We start from the raw sequence: 25663 nt of genomic DNA, 5'->3' as shown, positions 1-25663 counted from the left end.
ACCAGGCAACCAGCCAGCATGGCGGAGCGCGCAAGGGCATGGCGGCTGATGACTCTTCCTTCGGGCCTGTTGCGCTTCCAGGAGCCAGGGCAGCGCCATCACGACCGCACGCAATCATCCGGGGAGCAAACGGCCGGCCCATGAGATATGGCAAGCGCGTCTGTCTCAACATGATCGTCAAGAACGAGATGGCGAACCTGCAGCGCTGTCTCGGAGCAGTCGCCGACCATATCGACTGCTGGGTCATCGGTGATACCGGGTCGACCGACGGTACCCAGGATTTCATCCGATCGTTCTTCTCGGCCCGCAATTTGCAGGGCGAGCTGCACGAGTTCCCGTTCCACAATTTCGAGCAGGCGCGCAACGAGGCGCTCGACCGCGCCTACGCCTCGCCGCTCGACTTCGACTACCTGCTCTTCGACGATGCCGACATGGAACTGGTGGTCGAGGACAAGAGCTTCCGCGAAGGGCTGACGGCGCCGGGTTACAGGTTGCTGCAGCGCAGTTCGGTCCTCGCCTATTGGAACACGCGCCTGGTAAGGCGCGACGCCGGGGCGCGCTATCACGGCGTGACCCACGAATATCTCGACGTTCCGGGCGGCGTCAGCGAACTCGCCGGCATCTGGTACAAGGACCATGCCAGCGGCTCCAACCGCGCCGACAAGTTCGAGCGCGACGCGAGGCTCCTCCTGGAGGCGCTGGAAAAGGACCCCGACAATCACCGCTCCTGGTTCTACCTGGCGCAGTCCTACCGGGACGCCGGACGGACGGCGGAAGCAGCGGTCGCCTATGCCAAGCGCGCCGCCATGGGTGGATGGGACGAAGAGGCATGGAACGCCCGCCTGCAGCAGGCGCGCTGCCTACGCAAACTCGGCGACGAGGAAGGCTTCATCTGCCAGGCGCTGGCGGCCTTCAACCAGCGCCCGCAGCGCGCCGAGCCGCTCTATGACCTTGCTCGTTACTATCGTGAGAAAGGCATGAACGAGGCGAGCATCCTGTTTTCGGAGCTGGGGCTTTCAAACAAGCGGCCGGAGCAGGATATCCTGTTCATCGAGGACCAGATCTACACCTCGGGCCTGCGCGAGGAATTTGCGATCGCGGCAAACTACGCCCCCGATCCCGCGCGCAAGGACCGCGGCTTCGCCGCCTGCAACTGGCTGGCGCTCAACCGCGACATCGGCGACGGCCCGAGGGACCTGGCCTGGTCAAACCTGTTCTATTATGTCCAGCCGGCCAAGACGATGATGCCGTCCTTCAGCGCCCGCCCAGTCGAATTCACGGCGCCGGATGGCTACCGGCCGTCGAACCCATCGGTGGCTCGTCGGAACGATCAGATCATTCTCCTCCAGCGGGCGGTGAACTACTCGCTCGCCGAGGACAACCTCCAATACCATACGCCGGGCGAGGCATCCGTCCATACGCGCAACTTCCTGCTCCGATTGGACGATGACCTGGGTGTCCAGTCCGCCAGCGAGATTTTACCGCCACTCGATTTGCCGGCACCGTCCAACGATCGCGTGCTTGGGTTCGAGGACATGCGCCCGTTCGTCTGGCGCGATCAGCTTTGGGGCGTCTCTTGCATGCGAGAGCTCACGCCGGAAGGTTGGTGCGAGCAGATTATCGCCCGCATCGACGAAGGCGGCCCCTGCCGGCTGACCGACTGGCGCGTGCTTCGTCCGACCGGACCGCGCGTGCATGAAAAGAACTGGATGCCGTTGGTGAAGCCCGGCGCGGCGACGGCGGACGAAACGCTGCAGTTCGTCTACCTTTGCGATCCCACAAGGATACTGGACGAACAGGCCGGCACCCTCAGCGAAACCACGCCCGCGATTGCCGCCCAACGATTCCGGGGCGGCAGCCAAGCGATCGAATTCGCCGATGGGCGGCTCGCCTTGATCCATGAGGTGCAATGGAGGGCCGCGGAAAGCCGGCGCTACTACCTGCATCGGTTCGTCTGGTTCGACGAGCAGAATTCGCTTCGCAAAGTAAGTCGCCCCTTCTTCTTCACCAAAAAAGGCGTCGAATTCGCCGCAGGCTTGGCCTGGCACCCCGATGAACGGCGACTGCTGATTTCCTACAGCGTTGCCGACTGCGAATCCTGGCTCGCGACCGTCGACGCGGCGGACGTCGAGGCCTTGCTGGAAGATGTGGATCGGCTGCAATCCGGCCTGCCGGAGGTGGGCACTGATTTGAGGCCAGCGACCGCGGCGTCCAAAGTCCCCCCGGGGCAAGCTGGCATGCCCAATCGTGCCGGCAACCCGGCGGCCGCCGACAAGCGCGAGGTACCGATCCGACAATCCTCGGGTTCTGCCAACGGGAAATCGACGGATGAGATCTTTCACGAGATGGCGCCATTCCTGCGCGACGTCTCCTCGCCGCGACAGCGCCGCGATGAATCCCGGGAATTCGATGCGCGGATCACGACTTTGCTGGACACCGACGATGCCACGCTTGCGCAGATCAATTGCTTTTATGAAGTTACGTCGGAAAAGGCCGAGCACCGGACCTTGATTGCAGCCGTGACATCGATGCGGGCCGCGGGCCATCCGGTACGTATTTGGAGCTATGCGCCGAAGAAGCTCGAATTTCTGCTCCAACATGGCATCGACGTTCGAAACGCCGAGGACGTCATGCCGCGGCCCTTGTTCGAGCGGATCGTGGCCGGCTCCGAGATCCGCTACTTCAGCGACGTCTTCCGCTACGCGGTGCTTTATGAGCATGGCGGGCTATGGATGGATACCGACATCATCCTGCTGCGGCCCTTCCCGTTCCGGGGCGATCATTTCTTCAACCTGCAATGGCGCGGATCGCACAAGGGCCATTTCATCTGCGGCAACGTCATTCATGCCAAGCCTTACAGCCGGCACATGCGAGCCCTCTACGAAATGTCGATCGAGCGTTTCCATGCCGGCCATGGCAAGGATTTCGGCGATGTCGGTCCCAAGCTTCTGTCCGACTATATCGCATCGGACGCCGGCGCCGAATTGCGCGATCAGGTCTTCAGCCCGATGTTCTTCAACGCGATCGACTGGATGGAAATCGACAGGTTTGAAAAGCCGATAACGGAATTGGCCGACTACCTGAACGACGAGCGCGCGTTCGGCGTTCATCTGTGGACGGCGCGTAATGCAGCCAGCCCCGACGAAAAAAACGCTCCTTTCATCTCGCAATTAATCAGCCCGCTGGAGGGCTTTCCCGCCCTCACGAGCCTTGCCGACCGGTTCAACACCGACAAGAACCGGCACACCGGCAACCGCCATTGCTATGCCAGGATCTACGATCGGCTGCTGTCGGCGCGACGGTTGTCCATGCGGCGTTTGATGGAGATCGGCCTTTGCCGCGGATTGGCGGAAGGCAATCAGGCCGAGACACCATCCGTCTCGCTATGGCGGAGCTATTTCCCGTTCTGCCAGGTGATCGGCGTCGACCTGACGGATTTTTCGCGGCTCAATAACGACCGGTTCAAGTCCTTCGTCTGCGACCAGTCCAAGGTGGAGGATCTCCGCCGGGTCGTGGCGACGATCGAACCGGGCTCGCTCGATATCATCATCGACGATGGCAGTCACGCATCCTTCGACGAGCAACTCACATTGCGGGAGTTCTTCCCGCTGCTGGCCGACGGCGGATGGTACTTCATCGAGGATCTCGACTGGCAGCCGCCCGGCGAGGATGCCGCCAAGATCACGCTGACCAAGACATTGTTGCGCCAGATCAAGGACCACGGGGCGGCGAGCTCGATCGATCCGCTCGGTGTCGGCGCGCTCGCGGAACAGTTCGCCGAAATCCTGTTCTTCGACAGCCATTATGAGCTCAACCGGGCAAGGTTGCTCGGTGGATTGGTGGCCATTCGCAAGCGCGTCAGATCAGGCGTGTCGGGATAGGACTTCACCGGGCGAGGAAGCCGTCTTGAAGGTTGCAGTCTACACCATCGCCTTGAACGAAGCTGCCAACGCCGAGCGCTGGGCCAGTTCGGCCGCCGATGCCGACTACCGCATCGTAGCCGATACCGGTAGCACGGATGATACGGTGGAGCGGCTGATCGCGGCTGGTGTCATCGTGCACCAGATCGCGGTCCGTCCGTGGCGTTTCGACACCGCTCGCAATGCCGCAATGGCGTTGATCCCGCCCGACGTCGATGTCTGCTGCACCATGGACATGGACCGGTTTCTCGAACCAGGCTGGCGCGCCAAGCTCGAAACGGCCTGGGGCGCTGACACGACAGCGCTTTTTTGCCGCGTATCCTATCGGTCGAGCGTCGACCACCCCGTCGAGTTGCGCGGCTGGCAAGCCAAGAACTTTCATCACCGGTGGGGATACCGGTTCCGTCGGCCCGTCCACGAGGCTCTGTTGTTCAGCGGAGAAAGGGAGGTGGCCGCCAGCCGCGACGATATCGTCATGTACGAAGTACAGGATCATTCCAAGCCCACGCGAAGCAGCTATCTGCCCCTGATGGAAGTAGCTAACCGGGAAGACCCTGACGACGGGCAAATCTGCTTCTGGCTCGCGCGGGACCTGATGTGGGCCGATCAGCACGAGCGGGCTGTAGAGCTGCTCAAGCACTATCTTTCGCTGCCCACGAGCGCCTGGGGCGAGGAACGTTCCGAAGCCCTGCGCTACATCGCCCGAATGCAACCGCAGGACAAATTGCTCTGGCTCGACAAAGCGAGGATCGAAGCGCCCCATCGCAGGGAGATCTGGCTCGACCTTGCCGAGGAGTTCCACGGCAAGGCCGACTGGCTCAACCTGTTCTGGGCCGCCGGCAATGGAATCGAGAAAACACGCCGCACCAACAGCTACCTCGACGATTTGAGCTGCTGGGGTTTCCGGCTGTATGATCTCGGGGCGATTGCATCTTGGCATCTGAACGCCATGGACCGAGCGGTGGAGTGGGGACAGAAGGCGCTCGAGCTGGACCAAAACAACCAGCGCCTCAAGGACAATCTGGATTTCTTCGTTCGGCGGCGGGAAGAGGTGCGGCTGCAAAAATGACCGAGTTCCCCAAGTTTTTGCGCGCACGACTGTTTACGGCCTTCGGCACGGTATTCTTTGTCGATCCCGCCACCGGCGAGTTGCGGCACGGTGCCGTCGAGGTCAGTCCAGCGAACGCATATTTCGAATCCGAAGATGGTTCCGCTGGCGGCTATAGGCAGGGCCGGTTGGTCTATGTCGCCGACGGCTCGCCCGAGCCGATCCATTGCTACCCCGACATTTGCCTGACGACCTCGCAGTCGCGGCATCAAGATCGATCGGATGGCGCCACGACTCTAGAATTGATCCCTCTTGAACGTGGCCTGCTTACACTGAAATCCGGCGACCTTTTCCTGTCCGCGATACCGGATGGCAGGGTGATGCACCGGGCTTCCATTTGCAGCACATGGGAATTGTTCATTGCATCCGAAAGCTGGTGCACCAACAGCCTCGGGCTTGCGCTGAATGGCGCCTGGCGCCGCGACGAGGCTGCTTTCAACAAAGGCAATATCGCGAGGCACATCGTTGATCCCTTGACCCGGATGAAATCAGTTCGCCAGCCGCAGGCCAAGAAGATCTTGATCTACGGCTACACCAAGTGGTCGCACGGCCGCGTCTACTACGATCTGTGCAGGCATCTGCATGATCGAGGCTACCTAGTCGACATACTCGATTGGCAGCAGAATCACGTCGAATATGCCCGAGAGCTGTTTCCGTACTACGACTTCGTCATCTCAGCCCTGGACGGAATCTCCACACTGGTGGACACGTACGACGTGCCCTTCGATAAAATCATAGCCATTTCGCATCACGAATTCGACATGCGGATGCTGATCGAGCAGAAGGGCATCGAAGTCTTCGAAAGATTCGCCAATTACGGTGTGGTGAGTGAATCTCTTTACTCGGCATCAGCGATGCGCGGCATTGCTCGATCTCCGATGGTAGCACCGCTCGGTGTTGACTCCCTCTCCTTTTTTTCAACCTTACCCGAGCGCTTGGCGACAGTCGGCTATACGACCTCCCTGTCTGTGACGACTTATGGCGTCGAGTGGAAGCGCGGTGAGCTCGCCGAAACGGCTGTAAGAGAAGCCGGTTTAGTATTCAAGGTAGCCGGCTCCACGGCCAATCAGATCTCATTCCACGACATGCCGGATTTCTACCGAGGCGTCGACGCGGTGCTGTCATCTTCCGTTAATGAATCCGGCCCGCTATCGGTGCTTGAAGGAGCAGCCGCAGGAAGGCTCGTGATAGGAACGCCTGTAGGCCATTTCCCCTTGAAGGCCTATCACGGCGCGGGACTCGTCGCGCCGATAGAGCCCAAAAAATTCGTCGCTTTCGCCAGCTATGTCCTACGTTATTATAGGGATAACCCCGCGGCTTTCGTCGATAAGTGTCGAGCAACGAGAGAGGCCGCACTCAAATTCGACTGGAGCTACTTTATCGATGATTGGATACAACTGATAGAGCAACCCGGACAATCCGGGCATTCAGCGGACTTTGACAATCGTTGGTTTGAGCGTGGAATTTTTGGGACCATTCGCCCGAAACCCGAGTCCGCCCAAGCCGATCGCACTGTCGAGCCGCCGAAAATTTACCTCATAAACCTAGATAAGAGCATCGGTCGCCTTTCTCACTATATGGAAAATAATCCACACCTTTCTAACGGTACTGTAAGAGTTTCTGCAATTGAAGGTGCCTCCGTTGATAGATCAAAGTTGGTCAGGGACGGAACCATCGCCGAAGACTGCACTTATCGGCCTGGTTCATTGGGATGTGCACTGTCGCATATAAGCTTGTGGAAATTCGCTATATCTGAGAATAGGCCGATAACAATTTTCGAAGACGATGTTTACGCCTCAGTTGACTTTTTTAGAGAATCCGCGCTTTTAACTTCTAAGGCACCTGCTGACTGGGATCTAATAAAATGGGGATTTATATTCGATCCTTTATTCCTCTGGCTGGATATGGGCTTCTCTAAGGCGAAACTAGAGTTTTATGAACGCCAAGCTAGCAAACATCCGCGGCAGTTTCAAACTGACTCCTATTCTAGATCACTTTTCAGGATAGCTCATTCATTTGGTCTTCAGGCATACACGATAACGCCTCGCGGAGCACGAATACTGCTTGAGAAGTGTTTGCCATTGCAGAAGAGGCTAATCCCATTTCCCGGAACTGGTGTGGTTCTAGAAGACACCGGCATCGACTGCGCGATGTGTGCGGCGTACAGCTCAATGCAAGCTTTTGTTTGCGTTCCACCGCTCGTTATCCCAGACGATACACAACCATCTGATCGGGTTATAGCAGATCACTCATCGTGACTATGTACTAATCGGCAGTGATCTTGTGAGAAGCCGTATCTAAAGACGACCGCGCTTCGTTTTTGCAAAACAGGAGCAATATTCCCAATTTGTTTCGAATGGATATCCGGTCATTTGTATGGATTAACTTCCAGAACACCACAAATTGCCGATAGCTTTCTCTTAGCCTTCTCCGACAATGCGACTAGTTTGTCTCGTCGTTTTAAAAAGAGCGCGTCAAATTCGACGGCATCGCCGTCAAAGTGTGGAACCTGCCCGATATTTCGCAACACGAAGCCCCAATCCCACAACAAACCGACGATATCGCCAATTAGCCTTTGGCCGCGATATATCGGAACGAAATGGGTCTCAAGTTCTATCGCCAGGCACCCTTCCAGAAGAGACCCCATACCGATCAGGACTTCGTACTCGAGACCTTGGACATCTATTTTTATGAAATCCGGCTTGGGAACACTGTCGATGCGGAATAATTCATCATATCGAACGCACTCAACCTCCTCGGTCATGATCGTGTTGAATAAGGGGCCTATCGAATAGTGCTGCAAGATTTCTAAATTGGGTTCCCGCAGGGACGAGCAATCGGATGCGGCGGCAACGTGCAATTTCCGCTTACTGGAAATGTCGGCCAAGGCTTTCTCTACGACCTTCGCGCCAGGGATCCTGCAGAGGGTTTCCCTAACCGCTGCCGCTTCGGAAGCTATCGGCTCAAATACGATCGGTGTAATCTGATCGGCCTTCAGCATCCACTTCGTCTGCAAGCCGCCCTGCCCTCCGACATCGACAAGCGTGATGCGGTCCTCCGGCGATATCTGCGACAACTCAGCAGTCGCATCAAAGGTTTCGACGGTGATACTCGCCAGAGCGAATTGGTCGTGCCCGGTTCCCGCATAGACAGGGTGGCCGCTATCGGAACAGCCTATAGAGATTGTAGGGTGGCAGTTGAGGAATGTGACCTCAATGTCGAGCAAGCCACTCTCGCGGGTGTGGACGGATATTTTGCGGCTGATTCCTTGGTCAACCACGGTTCCTCGTGCATCTATTTCCGCGACGTTCAAGTTGCCGAAATGGTGGATATAAAAGTTCGTCGAGGCGGTCGGACGAAACTTAACGAGGCATCTAATCGTAACTATTCGAAAGACGAATTCCGGACCATGCAATCTCAGGAGGTGATAGCTTGGTCGGTCTGAATCCGAGACCACGAATGATCCGTCCTCGATTCGAACCGACATCTCGTGGGCCACCTGCCAAGTTGACAGGCTGTCACCAACAAAGGTCCTGGAATAAATCGCTCCTGTCACTGTCCGGCCCCCCTAGTGACTTGCGAGCGGTGCTCATTTCTTTTTTTCTCTTTGAGACCCGCGTGCCGAAATGATAGCTCAATCCCGTGCAAGCAGCTAGCGGAAGAGTAGTGCACCGACGCAGGTTCATCCTATCGGCATGCTGTGTGGTGGCAGCAGGTCCAACCTTTTCATCGCCTTTGCGTTGGGTTGGTTTGGACAAAGGCTTTCTCACCATGCCGAAGCGCGCTTCTTCGATCTCTTCTCCCACCACCCTCCTGACCGCCCCCATCGAGCTCGCCGGTGATTGGGGCCGTATGCTTGCCCATTCCGCGGATCTGGTCGTGGAACGCATGCGCCAGGCCTGCCTGGATGATGTCCGCCTCGTCTCCGATCGCCAGCCCGCGCGGCTTCGCGTCGATGAGCACAGATCCGGTCCACCGGCCGTCTGGCTGCACCCGGACGGCAGCAGCATGGCGTGGATCATCATCGACATCGGTGAACGCGACTGGTCGAAGCTTGCCTACCAGTTCGGCCATGAGCTGGGCCATGTGCTTGCCAACAGCTGGCAGGCGGACGCCAAGCCCGCGGCACCTTGCCAATGGCTTGAGGAAGCGATGGTGGAGGCCTTTTCGCTGCGCGGCCTGGGTCGCCTGGCGAAAGACTGGAAGGAGGACCCGCCCTTCGCCGGCGACAACGCCTTTGGCGATGCGATTGCCGCCTATCGCGAGAACATAGTCAAGCGCTATGCCTCGCTCGCTGACAGCCAGGGGCTCACCCGGGATGCCGCGGCGTGGTTCGCCGGTCACCGAAGCGAAATCGAAATTCCAAGTCTCAATCCCTTCGCACAAGCAATGTCGGGGACCATTCTGGCGGAATATGAGCGGGCGCCAGGTTGCATCGAGGCGCTCGGCGCGCTCAACCGCTGGCCAGGGCGCAGCGGCGTTCCAGCCGACGAATATCTTCAGCTATGGCAACGGAGCTGCGCCGAGTTGCACGCATCGCCGCAACTGCCCCTACGCTTGGCTGACCTTTTGCGCATTCCGCTTCGGCGCAAGTGAAAGTGCGCGCTCGGTAAAGTCAAAGGCGGCCGTCGTGGTCATCTATAGCAGGCACTGTCGGCGATCGGTGTCGCACAGGCAGTCCTCTCTCACAATCGCAGTTCCGGAAGCAGAACGGACTCGGACTGAATGTCCGCGTCGCGAGCCCTTTGAGACGTTGGGTGCGCGATTTGAACGCCTCTGAGCAAGCGACAAACCATACCTTTCGCACGTCGTTGCCGCCAATCACGGATCGTAGCAAGGTCTTTCGAGACTGGCGGTCTTGAGCTACGTGTGACAGGTGTCATTAACGAGAAGCAGAAAATGGACGAACAGGTCCAAAATCATTTCCTTCAAACTCGGTGACTTTATCCGACAACGTTCAATTTAACTTCGAAGAGCTGATCGTAAGCCATTGATATATAATAAATTTAGCGAACCCGGAGGGACTTTGTAAATGCCGCAAAATCGATCAGTTATGATTGAGTTGGACAGTAAACCATTCGAATCCTTGCGCATATTTTTCGATATGTCTGTCCCACCAAAGCTCCAGACCCAAAGCGCCCTTCCATACGTCGTGCCGAGACCGCAAGCATCACTTCACTCCGGATCAACCTGACTGCTTCAACTCCTCTTGGTCCACCGGCAGCTTGCGCATCCGCTTTCCCGTGGCTGCGAAGATCGCGTTGGTCGCGGCCGGCACGATAGCCGAGGTTCCGGCCTCGCCCATGCCGCCTGGGGCCTCCGAGCTTGGGACGGTATGAACTTCAACGGACGGGCCCCATCGACACGCAGCAATAATTGCCGTGGGACTGGCAAACAGCAGATCCAGGAAGTGGACGATTACTTCATCGCCAGACAGGTCCGGCTGTGCCGCGCTGGCGCGGGCTTCAATACAAGATCGTCACGAAAAGTGGCCGAACGTTCGAACTTCTCCTCGACCGAAGTCCAACGCTTCCCACTACTTGTGTTGATTTCAACTTAGGTCCTGCGTCCAACTTGCGAACGCATCGCCTGCGCGATCATGTTCCATGCGGGAAGGAACCTGGGCTGTGTCCGACAACGATCCTTCAGCACGCCTGCCGCACCTGGCTTATCTCGACGGTTGGCGCGCCTTTGCCATCATAGGCGTTCTGGTCGATCACTATCTCACAACTCGGATCATCAATCTCGGCCGCTTTGGCGTCGAGATGTTCTTCGTCCTCAGCGGGTTGCTAATGGCAGACATCCTGTTTGTGAGACAGATGTCCCTATCGAAATTCTTCGGTCGGCGGATAGCGCGCGTTTACCCCGCGCTCTTTGTGTTCTTGTCCGCGATGATTGTGGCCGCCGCCATCGGGCTTTGGCGCGTGGGCTGGCTAGAAATGGTCAGCGCATTCACGTTCACCTATAACTACTATCAGATCGAAGCCGGACGAAGCGAGTTCATCGACCACATATGGACTCTCTGTGTTGAGGAACACACCTACGTCGTGCTAGCTGTCATTGCAGTAGTCAGTCGGCGATCTCAGGAAACTGGCGGCATCGTGTGCTTGTCGCTTGCGGCGCTCGCCTGGGGCAACGGCGCCATCCAAACACAGCATGGTGGAGATTACTATACCGTCTACTGGCGCACTGATGTACGTGCCGCCTCGATCCTGATGGGTGCGGGCGTTTACCTTCTACTTCGTTCTCATAAAGTCCCAACGTGGATGCCAATTACACTTGGGGTGGCTGCAATAATTTTCAATTTCGAACAAGTTCCCGATCCGCTCAAGTACGGGTTGGGAACTGCCCTCCTTGCATTGGCTCTGATCTTCATTGGGCAGGCGCCCGCCTCCGTTCTTCGCGTGTTAGGATCGAAGCCGCTCGCTGCGATAGGCGTTCTCTCCTTCTCGATTTACCTGTGGCAGCGGCCCTTTGCCCAACTCCCTGGGAAACTCGGAAGGGCGCTTGGACTCGGAGCGGCCATTGCACTGTCGGTGTTGAGTTACTTTTTCGTCGAGAAGCCTGCACGTCATTACATCAACAAGCGCCTAGAACACAGGCGTTCCGCACCTCGCGAGAGAAGCTTGATGGCTAGATTCTATCGACGTCAGAATTCAATGATGTCGCCGCCCCATTTCATCTCCGAAATACTCGATGGCGTGCGCGTGGGCGACCAGACCGCCAGGGATTGCTTGGCCGCCGATGGGCTGGGATGCCTTCCACATATCGCAAATGGGCGAGATGCCGATTCGCTGGCGCCGCGCTACCAGATCACCCGCGAGGAACAGGACCGCTTCGCGCTGCGCTCGCAGGAGAAGGCGTATGCCGCGATCCGGGCGGGACGGTTCGACGACGAGATCGCCCCTGTCTCGGCAAAGAGTACGCGAGGCAATGTCGTCGTCGACCGCGACGAACATCCCAATCCGCGACCACCATCGAAGGGCTAGGCCGATTGAAACCGGTCTTCGATCCGGCAGGGACGATCACGGCCGGCAACTCCTCCGGGCTAAGCCGCTTCCGTCCCGCTTCGTCCGCCGATCACGTCAAAATTGATTACAGAATTCACACGCTTGTCGCACTGTTCGCGCTTCGTAGCTTTCGAGGAGGAAAGTCCATGTTGTATCCTGGTCGGTCCCTTGAGCCGTGCGAGATCGATTTGCTGTCTCGCGTGTGCCGAACCGTCTGCAAAGAAAACGGCGTTTCACTTCAATCAGGAGAGGCGCAGCGCGTAGCCTCACACCTGCTTCAGTTGTTTATGAATGGCCTGACAGACGAGCATGAGCTTGTCGACGCCGGGCGGAACCGCTGGACGAGGTTGGAAGTCCGTTTGCCACCGCAGAACGGCGGCACAATACCATCGTATATCGGTTCTCTGAGCCCGGAGGGCGCATAGAAAGCCACCGCCATGTAGCGGTGGCTCGCCGTCATTGCCTCAAACTTTTGCCCAAGTGTCCATCCCCTGATGACCACGTAGCCCGCGCCCATAATCCGTGGCCGAGCGGGCAGCATGGAGGCTTTGTTCGTCCGCAAAGGGGGCCAAAAGCGCGATGGCCGCCGCTATGGCCGCCAAGCGTTGGCTTTGATGCTCTGCTGGCGAAAGAGATGGGAGCATCAATGGCCTGCAGTGTCATCTGGTATGATAGACGAGGCATTATTTATGACCCTGCTAGGCTATTGATCTAGCTGTGTTTTTTTCTTTGTTTTCACTCAAATTTCCGTCGCACGGACCGCCAAAAGCTTACGGTCTTGGTTTTAAAGGGAAATTTTCGGCGAAATTTTTTCGAGGCTTCGCGTGCTATCGGAGTCAATCGGAGGAAGGCCCGATCTCAAGGAGCAACGAGGCTCAGTGCTGCCGCTTCGGGACCGCAAGCTGATGGGCAGCTTTTCGGCGCTGATAGTCAAGACCAGACTTTCAGGCACTCCTTCGACGCGAACTGCCCCTTAGCAGATCGTTGACCGGATCTTTTGATTTCGGTGTAGCTGCTGTCCGTGGCGCGCCGAACGGCGACCAATGCCGCAAATTAACACGCCGCAGGTCCTTCTAGCGGTGGCGACCCAGTTCAGGTGAGGTGGGACCGCCTCGATCTCGATTGAGCAATGTCATGATATCCTGGGCAGAGACCGGCTTGCTGAAATGATACCCTTGCATTTCGTCGCAGTTGTTCTTGCGCAGGAACGCTATTTGCTCGTCCGTTTCAACTCCTTCGGCAATGACCCTGAGGTTCAGCTTCTGGCCGAGCGAAATCACAGCACTGGCGACGGCCTGGTCGTCCTTGTCGGTGGCGAGGTCGTTGATGAACGACTTGTCGATTTTCAGCCTTGCCACCGGGAAGGTCTTGAGTGCGCTAAGGCTGGAATAGCCTGTTCCGAAATCGTCGATCGAAATCTGCACGCCGAGGCTCTGCAGTTGATTCATCGTCGCAACCGCCATCTCGACATTTTGCATGATCAGGCTCTCGGTTAGTTCAAGCTCGAGATATTGCGCTTCAAGACCGCTGTCCTTGAGCGCGTTGACGACTCGGCTGATCAGGTTGGGTTCCTTGAACTGCCTTGCCGAGACGTTCACGCAGACCATCATCGGTGGCAGGCCGTTATCCTGCCAGGCCTTGTTCTGGCGGCAGGCTTCATGCAGCACCCAGTCGCCGATTGGGACGATCAGGCCCGTCTCCTCGGCCATCGGGATGAACTTCATCGGCGAGATCAGGCCCAGCGTCGGATGCTTCCAACGGATCAGCGCCTCGACCGCGAAGACCTGACCGGAGCGAAGGTCGACCTGCGGCTGATAGAAAAGCGTGAACTCCGCGCGCGCGAGGGCGTTTCGCAATTCCTCCTGCAACAGGAATTTTTCGTGGACCGTCGCGTTGAACTCGGGCGCGTAGAACAGGAAATTGTCGCGGCCGAGCTCCTTGGCCCGGTACATGGCTACATCCGCATTGGCCAGCAGGGCGTCGGCATTCGCCCCGTCCTTGGGGTAGTTCGCCACGCCCATGCTGGCTGTCATCCTGAGACGATGTTCGCCCAGCTGAACCGGCTCTGCGATCGCCGCACGGATCTTCTGCACGGTCGCGGCAATAAGGTCAGCATCCGGAGCCTGGTCAAAAAGCACAATGACGAATTCATCGCCGCCGAGCCGCACAACGGTGTCGGTCGCCCGCACGCATTCGACCATCCGGCCGGCAATAGTCTTCAGCAGCATGTCTCCGGCATTGTGCCCGAGCGTGTCATTGACCAGCTTGAAATTGTCGACATCGATGAACACCACGCTTACCCAGCGGTGATAGCGCTGCGCATACAGGATCGCTTGCGAAAGCCGGTCCCCAAGCAGGGCGCGATTGGGAAGCCCGGTCAGCGTGTCGTGGTTGGCCATGAAATTGATGCGGTCTTCGGCAAGTTTGCGCTCGATCGCAATGCCAGCGATGCGGGTCGTGAAGTCAATAAGACTGATCTCGGCATCGACCGGCCCGCGCACCGTTTTCGAATACATCGCAAAGACGCCCAGCACTGCGCCGGTATGCGCCAGGATCGGCGTCGACCAGCACGAGCGATAGCCATACGGTTCCACGATGCCGCGATAATCCTCCCAGAGTGGATCACTCATCACATCGGTCACGATGACGGGCTCGCGGCGATAGGCGGCAGTGCCGCAGGAGCCGACCTTGGGACCGATCTGGATGCCGTCGATGGCGCTTGTGTAGTCCTTTGCCAGGCTGGGTGCCGCTCCATGCCGCAAGTGGCTGCCATCCTTGTCGAGCAGCAGCACGGAGCCGAATATGCCATTCAACTGCGTTTCCATGAGGCGCATGAGGCGGTCGAGCACGTTCTCGAGCGGAGCACTTGCCGCAATCATTTCCAGGATCTGCGCCTGACCGTTCAGTAGGTCGTCCGCCCGCTTGCGCTGGCTGATGTCGCGGGCTATGCCGACCAGGCCGAAGATCTCGTTCTGTGCATTGCGCAAGGGCACCTTGGTCGACGACAGCCACTTGCCGCCGCCTGAGGCATCGACAATGAATTCTTCCTCGTCGACCATCGGCTGGCCGCGGCGCAAAAGATCCTGCTCGCAGGCTCGAAACTGTCGGGCGAGTTCAGGCGCATGCAGGTCGAAATCGGTCAGACCGATCATTTCGCCGGTCTGCCGGCCGCTGTCCGCGGCAAGCGCCCGGTTGACCACGACGAAACGGCTTTCGGCATCCTTGACCCACAGATAATCAGGAACCCAGTCAATCAGCGCTTGCAGTGAAACGCGTTCGTTGGCGACTAGGCGGCTGGCGGCGAGTTCGGTGATGTCCTCATGCGTCGCCACCCATCCGCCGTCGGGCATCGGCTGATGACACACTTGAATCGTGCGGCCGTCCTTAAGTTCGGCGGTCCAGGTTTTCGAACCGCTGCTCGCATTGATCGAGCGAGCGAAAGCGAGATAGGCCTCGCCGGCCATCGGCGACGTTTCGGCGGCGAGCCTCAGCTCGAGGATTTCGCTGAGCTTCACGCCGGCATCCAGTTTCTCGGGCGCGATGCGATAGATTTCCGCGTAGCGGCGATTGCACAAGATCAGCTGTTCGTCGGCGTCGAAAAAACAGATGCCTTGCGAGATGTTGTCGATCACCGTCTCGAAGCGCCGTGACTGTGCTTCGAGCGTCGCTTTCGTGGCCCGCAGCTCGTTCTCCAGATTCTCATAGTAGGCAAGGGCCAATTTCGACAGCGTGGCCAGTCCGGCTTGGTCCATCGGCTTGGCGGCGCGCCTGGATGATTTCGTAGCCAAACAGAGTTCCTCCGGTTCGACCTGCTGAGTAAATAAAACTGGCCGAGAACGAACAAAGGTCCCGTGCAAGGTAATTGAGATCTACTAATTGTCGGTGAACGGGCTTTCACATCCGCGCTGGGGCCAGCTAGTCGAGCGGCGACCGAAAATATTGGCTTTTCTCGCGCGATTGATCGTGATCTTCTTGGCGGGATCCTTCCACTTGCGGTCAATCACGTCGATTGCCGCGTGGGTTTCGATGTGCTTTGCGCAGCAGCGCCACCGGTTTAACAGTCCATCAAATTCCGAACCTGCTTTGTTCGTACCGCACAGTCGATCACAGCCCAGCCGCAACTTTTACAACATGCACGTTCGAATGTTCTGTCTCAGGTGGGGCCCCGCCCACGCGGCCCGCCTGTCTTCGATGGTCTCCGCCGTTTCTTCCTCGACAGGCTGGCTGGAGGCTTATGGCCGCTTGGAATGAGATATTCGACGTAGCGGAAGCGCCCAGCCAGAATCGCTACAACGGAAAGCACACAGGAAAGGCTGCTCGCGGGCCTTGCCCCAGGTTTGCGCCATGATCATCGACCGGATCGTGCAGCGACGACCCAAACAAGGCGCTGCGTGAAGAACATCCAAAGTGGCGCAACCAAGCCGATGGCGTTGCGATGTGCGCTTTTGGAGGGAGGCCAGGAGCGGCACAATAACCGAGATGCGGCGCATTACTGACGACAGTGGGCAATTATCGTCGCTGGATCATGACCGTGCTTTCAGCCGACCAACGCAACAGCACATCTTGTCCTTCCACGAGCTTCTGGGAACCGTCATTCTTGACTAACACCTTGATCGTGTCGCCAGCGCGGTCGACGAAGTAGGTGCTGGAATTGCCGGCGAAGATGCGCTTCGAGACGCGGCCGCTCAATATGTTGCCGGCCAAGCCCGTGCCCGCTGAGGCGGGAACGATCTGGATGCGCTCTGGCCGCACCGCGCAACTTGCCTCGCCGCCTGCGACTGCGTGCATATCGGCTGCTGTGGCGATTGCTGTGCCGTCGGCCAACCTGATGCCGGTCCCGGTTGCTTCGCCGCGCAGGATGTTGGCATCGCCGAGGAAGATGGCCGCGAACTCGCTCTTCGGCTGATCGTAAATGTCCTCTGGCGGGCCTTCCTGCACCAGACGGCCATCGCGCAGGATGCCGATTCGGTCGGCCATGGTCAGCGCTTCTTCCTGGTCGTGGGTGACGAAAATGGTGGTGATGCCGACCTCGCGTTGGATACGCTTCAATTCCACCTGCATGTCGACGCGGAGCGCCTTGTCGAGCGCCGAGAGCGGTTCGTCGAGCAAGAGCACGCGAGGCTTCGTCACTATGGCGCGGGCCAACGCAACGCGCTGACGCTGGCCCCCGGAAAGCTGATGCGGACGCCGGCCGCCGAGCTTGGCTAATTGAACCAAGTCTAACGCACGCTGAACCTCGGCCTGAACGGTGGCCCTCGCCTCGCCGCGCACCGATAGTCCGAAAGCGACGTTGTCGGCGACGCTCATGTTGGGGAACAGCGCATAATTCTGGAACACCATGCCGATGCGCCGCTTCTCGACCGGGACCTGCTCGACGTTGTCGCCGCCGATGGCAATACGGCCACTGTCGGGGAAATCGAAACCGGCGATCTGCCTCAGGAGCGTGGTCTTGCCGCTGCCCGATGGCCCGAGCAGCGCATAGAAGCCGCCGTCGGGAAAGTCGATCGACACGTCATCCAGTGCCTTCATAGCGCCGAAGCTGCGCGAGACGTTCCGGACTTGCACCTCGGCCATTACTTCTCTCCGCCGAACCTGAAGAAGCGCGCCGTAAGCAGCATCAGCGCCATCGACACGACGATGATGATTGTCGATACCGCGTTGATCTCGGGCGTGAACCCCTTGCGGATCGCGGCGTAAATTTCGACCGGCAGTGTCGTCTGGCCGGGTGTCGCCAGGAAGTAGGACACCACGAATTGGTCGAACGACACGGCAAAGGCAAACAGCCCACCGGCAATGACGCCGGGCATGATCCAGGGCAGCGTGATGCGCATCGTCACCTGCCACTGGTTGGCGCCAAGCGAGCGCGCCGCCTCTTCCAGCTCCGGCGCGAAGGTTTGCAACCGGGCCGAGACGACGACGATGACATAGGGCAGCGCCAGTGCGACATGGCCGAGCAGGATGGCGAACAGGCCGCGCCCGATGCCGATGCCGAAGAAGAAGATCAACATCGCCGTGCCGGTGATCAGCCATGGAATGGCGATCGGCGGGAAGAGCAGCGCCTGCAGGAATTTCTTGCCGCGGAATTCGTAGCGGTAAAGCGCCAGCGACGCCGCCGAGCCGAGCACGGTCGAGATGATGGTCGTGATAACGGCGATCTCGATGCTGTTCCGGGTGGCCGCGATCAGCTGGTCGTTCTGCCACAGCGAAGCGTACCACTCCGTCGTCCATTCGAACGGCAGCTGGTAGAAGGGCGAGACGTTGAACGACATCAGCGCCATGATGATGATCGGCAGATAGAGGAAGGCGAGCAGCATTAAGATGTAGACCCGGCCCAGCCATTCCAGGATACGCATCGTCGCCATCAAGCGGCAGCCCTCCGCAGCACCGGAGAGGCAATCGCCAAGATAACCAGCACGACGGCGAGCAGAATGAAGGAGAGTGCCGCTCCCAGCGGCCAGTTGAACACGGCGACGAACTGGTCCTCGATTAGCGTGCCGTAGAACGTGCCGGTGCGCCCGCCAAGGATGCGCGGTTCCATGAAGGAGCCGACGACGGGAACGAAAATGAGCGCGGCGCCCGCCACCAGCCCCGGCATCGACAGCGGGATGATCACTCGCCACAGAACCTGCAGCCGCGAAGCGCCAAGCGAGCGCCCGGCCTCAATGAGAGAGTCGTCGATCGCCTGCAGGGTGAGATAGCAGGTCAGCACCATATAGGGCACGTAGGAGTGCACCAGCCCGATGACGACGGCCGGATAGGAATACATAAGGTCGATATTGATCTTGAACGGCAGCACCGCGTTTAGCGTTGTATCGAGAATGCCGCCTTCGCGCAAAACCATCGCCCAGGAAAAGATGCGCACCAGCCCGTTCGACCAGAAGGGCAGGATGACGAGCAGGAAGATCGCCTCGCGGCTGCGCCCTTTCAGCACCTTGGCCAGGACATAGGCCGCCGGGTAGCCGATGAGGACGCACCACAGTGTCACCTCGAGGCCGAGGCGCAGCGAGGCCAGCAGCAACGTCAGGTAAAGGCTTTGCGAGAAGAAGGCGGCATAATTGCCGAGCGTGAACGCCCACGGCTTTCCCGACAGCGGCAGGTCGGTCATGAAGGAGAAGAACGCCATGGCCGACAGCGGCAGGAAGATCGCCAGCGTCAGCCACAGATAGGCGGGCGCCAGCAGCGGCAGAGCCGATCTCAGCCCGCTGCGTGACGCCGTCGCAGCCTGTGCTGTCATGATACCTTCCTCCTAGGATAGGAAGGATCAGCCAACCTGATGGTCGGCTGATCTCAGCGTCTGGTTACTTCACGTCGACCTTCAGCTGCTGCCACAGCGCCAGATAGGCTTTTCGCTGGGCATCGGTGATCGGTGCCTGGAACTGGATGCGCTTGGCCACCTCGGGGCTGCCCATCACCTTGCGGTTGAAGGCATCTTCGGGCAACGCTCCCACCGCCTTGGTGTTAGCCGAAACCGGAGCGCCAACCTTGGTGACCCATTCGACATAGAATTTCGGGTCGATCATGTAGTTGATGAAGGCCTCGGCGCCGGCGACGTTCTTGGAACCGACCGGAATTGAAAAGGCGTCAAGCCAGGCGACCGCGCCTTCCTGAGGGATGACCAGCGAGACCGGCAGCTTGAAGTGGGTCTTGGCGCGGTCGGCCGAGCCGCTCCAATAGGTTCCGATGTCGATCTGGTTGGAGGCGACCATCTGGTTCCAGTCGTTCTCCGAGCTCCAGAAGGTCTTGATCTGCGGCATCAGCGAGGTGAGCTTCGCCTTGACCGCACCCATATCCTTGATGTCGTTGATGTTCTGGCCGGTGGCGATAGCGCCGAACTGGACCGCTTCGACGGCGTCGTCGCGGATGATGACGCGGCCCTTGTGGGCGGGATTCCACATCTCGGCGATGGACGTCGGCGGCTTGTCGAAGGATTTGTCGTTGATGGCGAGCGCCGTCAGGCCCCAGACCCACGGCACGCCATAGACCTTGCCGTCATGGTCGAGCATCGGCGAACTAGCCTTGTCCCTGCTGATGTCGGCATAGTTCGGCAACTTGGAGGTGTCGATAGGCTGGATCAGCTTTTCCGCCATCGCCTGGTCATTGAAGGCGGCGTTGATCATGACGACGTCGTAGAGCCCGGGATTGGTCCGGATCTTGGTCAGCATTTCCTGTTCGGAATTGAAGAAGTCGTTGACGACCTTGTTGCCGGTCGCCTTCTCGAAGGCTGCAATGGCCCAGGGTTCGTCGGCGCCATAGCCCTTCCAGTTGAGCACATGCACTTCGTCGGCCTTGGCCGCAAAGGCGAGCGCGGAGGTGAAGACGGCGGTGGCCGTCAGCAGGGCAGTCAAGTCAGGCATGCGCATGGTTTGCTCCTCTCTGTGTACGCCCGCTTCCCGGGCTTTTCAGGCTGTCTTGTGGGCCTTCTGGGTCTGGCCTGGCGCACCGGTCGAAGGACCGCCCGCATGGCTCAGGAAAGTCTGTATTTCCTCCTCGGTTGGCGCCGATGAACCGCCGTGACGGGTAACCGAAATGGCCGCCGCCGCATTGGCGTAGTGCGCCGCCTCGAAGGGGCGCGTGTCGCGCGCCAACGCGCTGACGAAAGCGCCGATATGGGTGTCGCCGGCGCCGTTGGTGTCGATGGCCGGAACCTTGAAACCGGGAATGGTCCGGGCGGAGCCGTCTGCCAGCCGCACATGGCAGCCCTTCGCGCCAGAGCGGATGATGACGCCGGCCGCCTGTGGGCAATGGTCGGCGAGAAGCCGCGCCGCGAGTGCTCCCACATCGCCCGGACCGGCAATCTCGGCCGCTTCGGTGGCGTTGCAGCTCAACCAGGTGACACGGGCAAGCACCCGCGACAGGATGGAGCGCGGAATGTCTGAAATGACCGGCGTCGGGTCGAAGACGAAACGTGATCCGGCCGGAAGCGCCTCGATCCAGTCGGTCAGGGCGTCGCGGCTCCCAGGGTAGCTCAGCGTATAGCCTGAAGTGAACACCCAGTCCCCCGGCGCAACCATCACCGGCGCCATCATGTCGAGGCTCAGCACGCTTTCGGCACCCGGCCACGACACGAAGGTGCGCTCGGCATCGTCCGAGATCATGGCGACGCAATTGCCGCTGTCCATGACAGGCGATGGCGGCGTCAGCGTTTCGATCCCCGCCTCGGCGAAGGCGGTGCGCAGGAAGTCGCCGTTAGGTCCGCTGCCGAGCTGGCCTGCGAATACCACCTTCATGCCGGTGCGGCTGGCCGCGACCATCATGTTGAAACCGCCGCCGGCGACCTGCGCATAGCTCGAAGCAGTCTTCTCCGTCCCGGACGCCGGCAAGGCGTCGATGCGGTAGACGTAATCGACCACCGCGCTGCCGATATGGACGAGACGCCCGCTCATACTGCCGCCTTCCCACCGCCTTGCGCCAAACGTGCCGAAACGAGATCGCCGGCGAGCCGGCGTACCTCGTCCAGATCGAGACCCTTCAACTCGGCAATCCTGTCCCCCGGCAGCGTGGAAAATCCAGCGCATGCGCCAGCCATGCCAGCAGCGATTGCTCCGATCGTGTCGGTATCGCCGCCGAGGTTGGCGGCGATGACGGCCGCCTGCCACGGATCGCCCCGGGCTACTTCCAAAACCGCGAAAGCGGCGGGTATCGACTCCTGGCTGATGACGCCGGTGCCGACCAGATCGACAATCAGCGCTATGGCCTCGTCATACGGCTTGCCACGCACAAGCGCCCGCGCCCAGTCGATGCGCGCAGCTATGTTGCCGCCTGTGGTCCAACGCCCGAGAGCCGCACCACGCCTGGCCGCCTCGGCAGCATGGCCGGACGCTTCTCGCCAGCTCGCGCCGGATACGCCCCAACTGACTGCGGCCGCAACAGCCGCCGCGGCCGCGATGGCAATGGAGGTGTTGTGGGTTGCGCGGCATGTCTCGTCCACTTTGGCGACCAATGCATCCAGGGATCCCGGCGGCATTAAGATGCCGACCGGGGCGATCCGCATCGCCGCTCCGTTGGTGTCGCCGCTGCGCCCGGCTTCCTCGGGCTCGATCCCGTCATTGATGGCGTCTATGGCGCGCTTGGTTGAGGGCCCGAGCAGGTCGTAGGAGCCGCGAGCCTTGACGTCGCGCTCCCAGTCGAGCAGCGCGTTCACCCAGCGGCGATGGTCGAAGGCGGGCCGCGATTCCAATAGGATGCGGCCGAGCAACAGGGTCTGTTCCGTATCGTCGGTGATGGCGCCTGCCGGCAGGCCGCGCGAGACCGGATGATCCGGCACCGGCGCGACGAACCTGTCGACAAAGCCATATGCCGACCTGATCTCGATTGGCGACAGAAGCTGCGTCGGCATGCCCAGAGCATCGCCAAGCGCGCCGCCCAGCAGCGCGCCCATCGCCCGATCAACCACCACCTCCCTGTTCCTCTCCGTCATCGCTCAAAACTCCAGATGCAGGGCGAAGTGCTGGGGATTGAGTAGGCTGACGACATATTCGATCGGCCGGCCGTCGGCGGCCCGCGTTAGTCGCCGGCCACGAAGGAACGGCGTGCCCGGTGGACAATTGAGGACCGCGGCGTCCTCACCGCTCAACATCTCGATATCGACCCACTCCTCGCCGTGATCGGGCACCAGACCAGCGCTGCGCAGTGTCTGGTGAAGAGAGCCCTCGCGCAGACCCTTGAGCGGGACTTCCTCCAACTCCGGGGACAGAGGCATGCGGCTGCGTTCTATAGAGATTGCATGACCGTCAGCGGCATTGCTGCGCACGCGGTCGACAGCGATGAAAGCTGGGTTGTTTATACCCAGCTTCGCAGCCAATTCAGCATCCTCGATGACCTCCAGTCGTAGCGTGCGCGTCTCGGCGTTCGCTCCGGCATTGGCCAACGCCCTTGACCAGCCGATAGAATCGTCAACCCTCTTTCCGTCGAAGGTGACGAATGAGCCGATGCCGACGCGGGTCGTGATGAGGCCGCGATTGGAAAGCTCCTCCAATCCCTTGCGCACCGTGTTGCGGCTGACGGAGAAGCGCTGCACCAGCTCGTTCTCGCTCTGCAGACGGTCGCCAAAGCCCAGAACGCCGGAGCGAATTTCCTTTTCGAGAACGGTCGCGATCTTCTCCGGCTTCGCAACGCCAGGCGACAGGGGAAATGGAGATCGAGCCATATGTGAACCTGTCCAATATACTTGTATAATCCTGTTCAATAACGCTCATTTGCCTTCCCGTCAATGCGATTTCTTGGGTGGTTTGAGCGCTAAAAAAAGGCGGCGTAAAATGCCGGACGCGTTGAGGCGTCAACACTGCATCGGAATTACTCAAATTTTAGGCTGCGATGTTCAGCCTATGTCGTCGCGAATGCATGCCTTAATACAAGCACGCGGAATTTTAGCCGGAACGCACATGGTTGTTCCTCGTTTTTGGCTCTGAGGGAACCATGAAACGGAGAGAGAACGATGAAAAGGCTTTTGTTACCCGTTGTAACAGGCGCGCTTGTCGCGCTGTCTGGCGCAGCTTTTGCTGACACTCCCGTATCCGCCGCTACAAACCTTAACGTTCGCGCCGGTCCGGGCTCACAGTATCCGGTCATTGGCGTGCTGCGGGCGGGCCAGACGGCCACACTGAACGGCTGCCTGCAAAACTCCAAATGGTGCACCATCGCCGAGGCCGGTGGCCAAGGCTGGGTCTATTCCGACTACGTCACCGCAGAATTCGGCGGCAATCGGGTGATCCTAACCGAGCGGCCGGCCGATTCCGGCATCGCGGTCGTGAAACCTCCTCGCAATCAAGGCGGCAATGCCGGAGCCGTCGCCGGCGGCGCTACCGGAGCGATCGCCGGCGCCATTATCGGAGGGCCGGTTGGCGCTGCTGTGGGCGGCGCGGCGGGGGTCGTCGGCGGCGGCGCAGCCGGCACCGTGATCAATCCGCCCGAACAGGTGCGCACTTACATCAGTGCGCATCGGGTCAAGCCTGTTTACCTTCAAGGTAAGGTTGTGACCGGCGCGACGCTGCCTGACACGGTGGCCCTACAGAAGATCCCGAACTACCGGTATCGATATGTGTACGTGAACAACCGCCCGGTGCTGGTTGAGCCATCAACGCGCCGCATCGTCTATGTTGAAGGCTGAGGTGACGATCGGCATGAACACGGACCGTCGGGCGAGTTGCCCGGCGGTCAAGCCGAGGCGGGCTGTTGGCCGCAAGACAATTGGCTCGGCTGTAGATAGCAAGCGCCCGTTCACCGTATTGGACCAATCTGATTGACGGCACTGGAGGCAGCGCTCCGGGGCGGGGCGCGCAGCTTTCCGGCAAGGAGGCCTTGTTCATTATTCACAAGAGCGTCGGCGGCTGCAGATGGGAGCGTTTTGGATCACTACAGCAGGCCACAGCGCGGCACACCCGATGTCTGGTTCAGGGAACAGCCGGAAGCCTCGGAACGGTCGACATCAGGCGCGAAACCGATCGCCTACGGATGAGCCTCCGAATGTCGGCAAGGTCATCAACACATTGGAATCAAGCATCCGAGATTCGGACTGCGGCTTGATTGTCCTCGCAGCCCCGATCATAGTGCCGCCTCGAGATTTCTGTCGGGAGAGCCATCCATGGTGTCGACGGATCGGGTGACGCGCGCACGCGCGCTGGTAACGGGAGCTTCCTCGGGCATCGGGCGGACCTTCGCAAAACGGCTTGCGGCCGATGGCTACGATCTGGTCCTCGTTGCCCGCCGGGAGGAGCGGCTGCGTGGTCTCGCCGAAGAACTCGAGGCGCTCGGCGCGGACTGCGAGATCCTCGTGGCGGACCTGTCCAAACCAGAGGGCTTGAGCGAGGTCGAAAGGCGAGCACGGGTGGGCGACGTGGAGATGCTGGTCAACAACGCCGGATTCCAGACCTATATGCCCTTCGTCGAGCTGGATCCGGCTGTCGGTGAGGCCGAAATCTCGGTTCAGGTGACAGCCGTCATGCGCCTCAGCCGGGCGGTCCTGCCGGCGATGCTTGGGCGCCGGTCGGGCGCGATCATCAACGTGTCCTCGATGCTGGCATTCAGTGCTGGGCTGGACAACGCGTTTCTGCCCAAACGGGCCGTCTATGCGGCGACGAAGGCGTTCGTCAATGCCTTCAGCGAGACCCTTGCCAGCGAACTCGCCGGGACCGGAGTGAAGGTGCAAGCCCTGTGCCCGGGTGTCGTCCGCACCGAATTCCACGACGTCGACGGCAAGCCGGTCCTGCGGCCGAACGTGCCGATCATGGAGCCGGAGGCCGTCGTCCAGGCTTCTCTGGCCGGCCTTGAGCTCGATGACGTCGTCTGCGTTCCGGCACTGGACGATCGCGGCCTGCTGGACGATGAACTGGAGGCTCGAAGGACCCTCTTCGGCAGCGGACGCGGCAGCGAGCTTTCGCCCCGCTACCGAAAGGGCGGCTGAAGCGCCTTGCGGCGCAGCGACTCGAAAGCCTATGCTCTGCCGGTCTGGTGTCCGGAGCGCCGCGGAGGTAGGCGACGCGCCCAATGCTGCGTCGGGGATGGGTCGCGCATCGATTCCACTGGGAAACCGGGAAGGCGCGCGATCTAGGCGAACTGGAGTCACAGGACTGGTCAAGCGATATTGAGCACCCCCGCGCGGACGGTGTTGCGCTTGCCAACAGCGCTGT

At 59.9% G+C, this 25663-nt stretch carries 15 protein-coding genes and 1 pseudogene; 7 read left to right on the top strand and 9 right to left on the bottom strand.

What is annotated here, in order from left to right:
* Window positions 1–140 precede the first annotated feature (140 nt).
* From FJ974_RS11010 to FJ974_RS11000, 3 genes are read left to right on the top strand one after another with little or no spacing between them, the layout of a single operon-like run.
* Window positions 141–3881: a glycosyltransferase gene (locus tag FJ974_RS11010; RefSeq protein ID WP_140531601.1), complete on the top strand. Its 3741-nt coding sequence runs from the start codon at window positions 141–143 to the stop codon at window positions 3879–3881.
* A gap of 25 nt (window positions 3882–3906) precedes the next feature.
* A complete protein-coding gene (locus FJ974_RS11005) occupies window positions 3907–4989 on the top strand; it encodes a hypothetical protein (protein WP_140531603.1) in 1083 nt (360 codons plus the stop codon).
* The gene (locus FJ974_RS11000; protein WP_140531606.1) at window positions 4986–7286 is read left to right on the top strand and encodes a glycosyltransferase family 25 protein; all 2301 of its coding nucleotides are present in this window, start codon (window positions 4986–4988) and stop codon (window positions 7284–7286) included. Before FJ974_RS11005 ends, FJ974_RS11000 begins: the two co-directional genes overlap by 4 nt.
* A 110-nt stretch (window positions 7287–7396) precedes the next feature.
* On the opposite strand, the gene FJ974_RS10995 is transcribed toward FJ974_RS11000, so the two are convergent.
* Complete coding sequence (locus FJ974_RS10995; protein ID WP_140531608.1) at window positions 7397–8584, bottom strand: FkbM family methyltransferase; 1188 nt, start codon at window positions 8582–8584, stop codon at window positions 7397–7399.
* A 215-nt stretch (window positions 8585–8799) separates the two neighbouring features.
* Here FJ974_RS10995 and FJ974_RS10990 point away from each other — a divergent pair, with 215 nt between their 5' ends.
* Together FJ974_RS10990 and FJ974_RS10985 are read left to right on the top strand one after the other, a co-directional pair.
* Window positions 8800–9624: a hypothetical protein gene (locus FJ974_RS10990; protein WP_140531611.1), complete on the top strand. Its 825-nt coding sequence runs from the start codon at window positions 8800–8802 to the stop codon at window positions 9622–9624.
* A gap of 1010 nt (window positions 9625–10634) precedes the next feature.
* Window positions 10635–12463 (top strand): annotated as a pseudogene (locus tag FJ974_RS10985) (acyltransferase family protein).
* Window positions 12464–13111: 648 nt separating this feature from the next.
* Here the strand turns inward: FJ974_RS10985 and FJ974_RS10980 are convergent.
* From FJ974_RS10980 to FJ974_RS10945, 8 genes are all read right to left on the bottom strand, one after another.
* Window positions 13112–15826 carry an EAL domain-containing protein gene (locus FJ974_RS10980; protein WP_140531613.1) on the bottom strand — a complete coding sequence of 905 codons (2715 nt, stop codon included), beginning with the start codon at window positions 15824–15826 and terminating at the stop codon, window positions 13112–13114.
* A gap of 721 nt (window positions 15827–16547) precedes the next feature.
* The gene (locus FJ974_RS10975) at window positions 16548–17612 is read right to left on the bottom strand and encodes an ABC transporter ATP-binding protein (protein ID WP_140531616.1); all 1065 of its coding nucleotides are present in this window, start codon (window positions 17610–17612) and stop codon (window positions 16548–16550) included.
* The gene (locus FJ974_RS10970) at window positions 17612–18400 is read right to left on the bottom strand and encodes an ABC transporter permease (protein WP_140531619.1); all 789 of its coding nucleotides are present in this window, start codon (window positions 18398–18400) and stop codon (window positions 17612–17614) included. Before FJ974_RS10970 ends, FJ974_RS10975 begins: the two co-directional genes overlap by 1 nt.
* Complete coding sequence (locus FJ974_RS10965) at window positions 18400–19272, bottom strand: ABC transporter permease (protein ID WP_140531621.1); 873 nt, start codon at window positions 19270–19272, stop codon at window positions 18400–18402. The genes FJ974_RS10970 and FJ974_RS10965 overlap by 1 nt, the downstream gene beginning before the upstream one ends.
* Before the next feature lie 64 nt (window positions 19273–19336).
* On the bottom strand, window positions 19337–20398 hold the full coding sequence (locus FJ974_RS10960) for an ABC transporter substrate-binding protein (RefSeq protein ID WP_140531624.1): 1062 nt from the start codon (window positions 20396–20398) through the stop codon (window positions 19337–19339).
* Window positions 20399–20437: 39 nt separating this feature from the next.
* The gene (locus FJ974_RS10955) at window positions 20438–21421 is read right to left on the bottom strand and encodes a PfkB family carbohydrate kinase (RefSeq protein WP_140531627.1); all 984 of its coding nucleotides are present in this window, start codon (window positions 21419–21421) and stop codon (window positions 20438–20440) included.
* A complete protein-coding gene (locus FJ974_RS10950) occupies window positions 21418–22455 on the bottom strand; it encodes an ADP-ribosylglycohydrolase family protein (RefSeq protein WP_140531630.1) in 1038 nt (345 codons plus the stop codon). The genes FJ974_RS10955 and FJ974_RS10950 overlap by 4 nt, the downstream gene beginning before the upstream one ends.
* Before the next feature lie 3 nt (window positions 22456–22458).
* Window positions 22459–23184: a GntR family transcriptional regulator gene (locus FJ974_RS10945; RefSeq protein ID WP_140531632.1), complete on the bottom strand. Its 726-nt coding sequence runs from the start codon at window positions 23182–23184 to the stop codon at window positions 22459–22461.
* Window positions 23185–23472: 288 nt separating this feature from the next.
* On the opposite strand from FJ974_RS10945, the gene FJ974_RS10940 reads away from it, so the two are divergent.
* Together FJ974_RS10940 and FJ974_RS10935 are read left to right on the top strand one after the other, a co-directional pair.
* On the top strand, window positions 23473–24144 hold the full coding sequence (locus tag FJ974_RS10940) for a DUF1236 domain-containing protein (protein WP_140531635.1): 672 nt from the start codon (window positions 23473–23475) through the stop codon (window positions 24142–24144).
* 474 nt (window positions 24145–24618) lie between these two features.
* The gene (locus FJ974_RS10935; protein ID WP_140531638.1) at window positions 24619–25437 is read left to right on the top strand and encodes an SDR family NAD(P)-dependent oxidoreductase; all 819 of its coding nucleotides are present in this window, start codon (window positions 24619–24621) and stop codon (window positions 25435–25437) included.
* Window positions 25438–25663 lie beyond the last annotated feature (226 nt).

The organism is Mesorhizobium sp. B1-1-8 (genome assembly GCF_006442795.2).
In the GTDB taxonomy this organism is placed as follows: domain Bacteria; phylum Pseudomonadota; class Alphaproteobacteria; order Rhizobiales; family Rhizobiaceae; genus Mesorhizobium.
The sequence above is the reverse complement of the archived record's forward strand: the minus strand, read 5'-3'. Positions and strand labels throughout refer to the sequence as shown.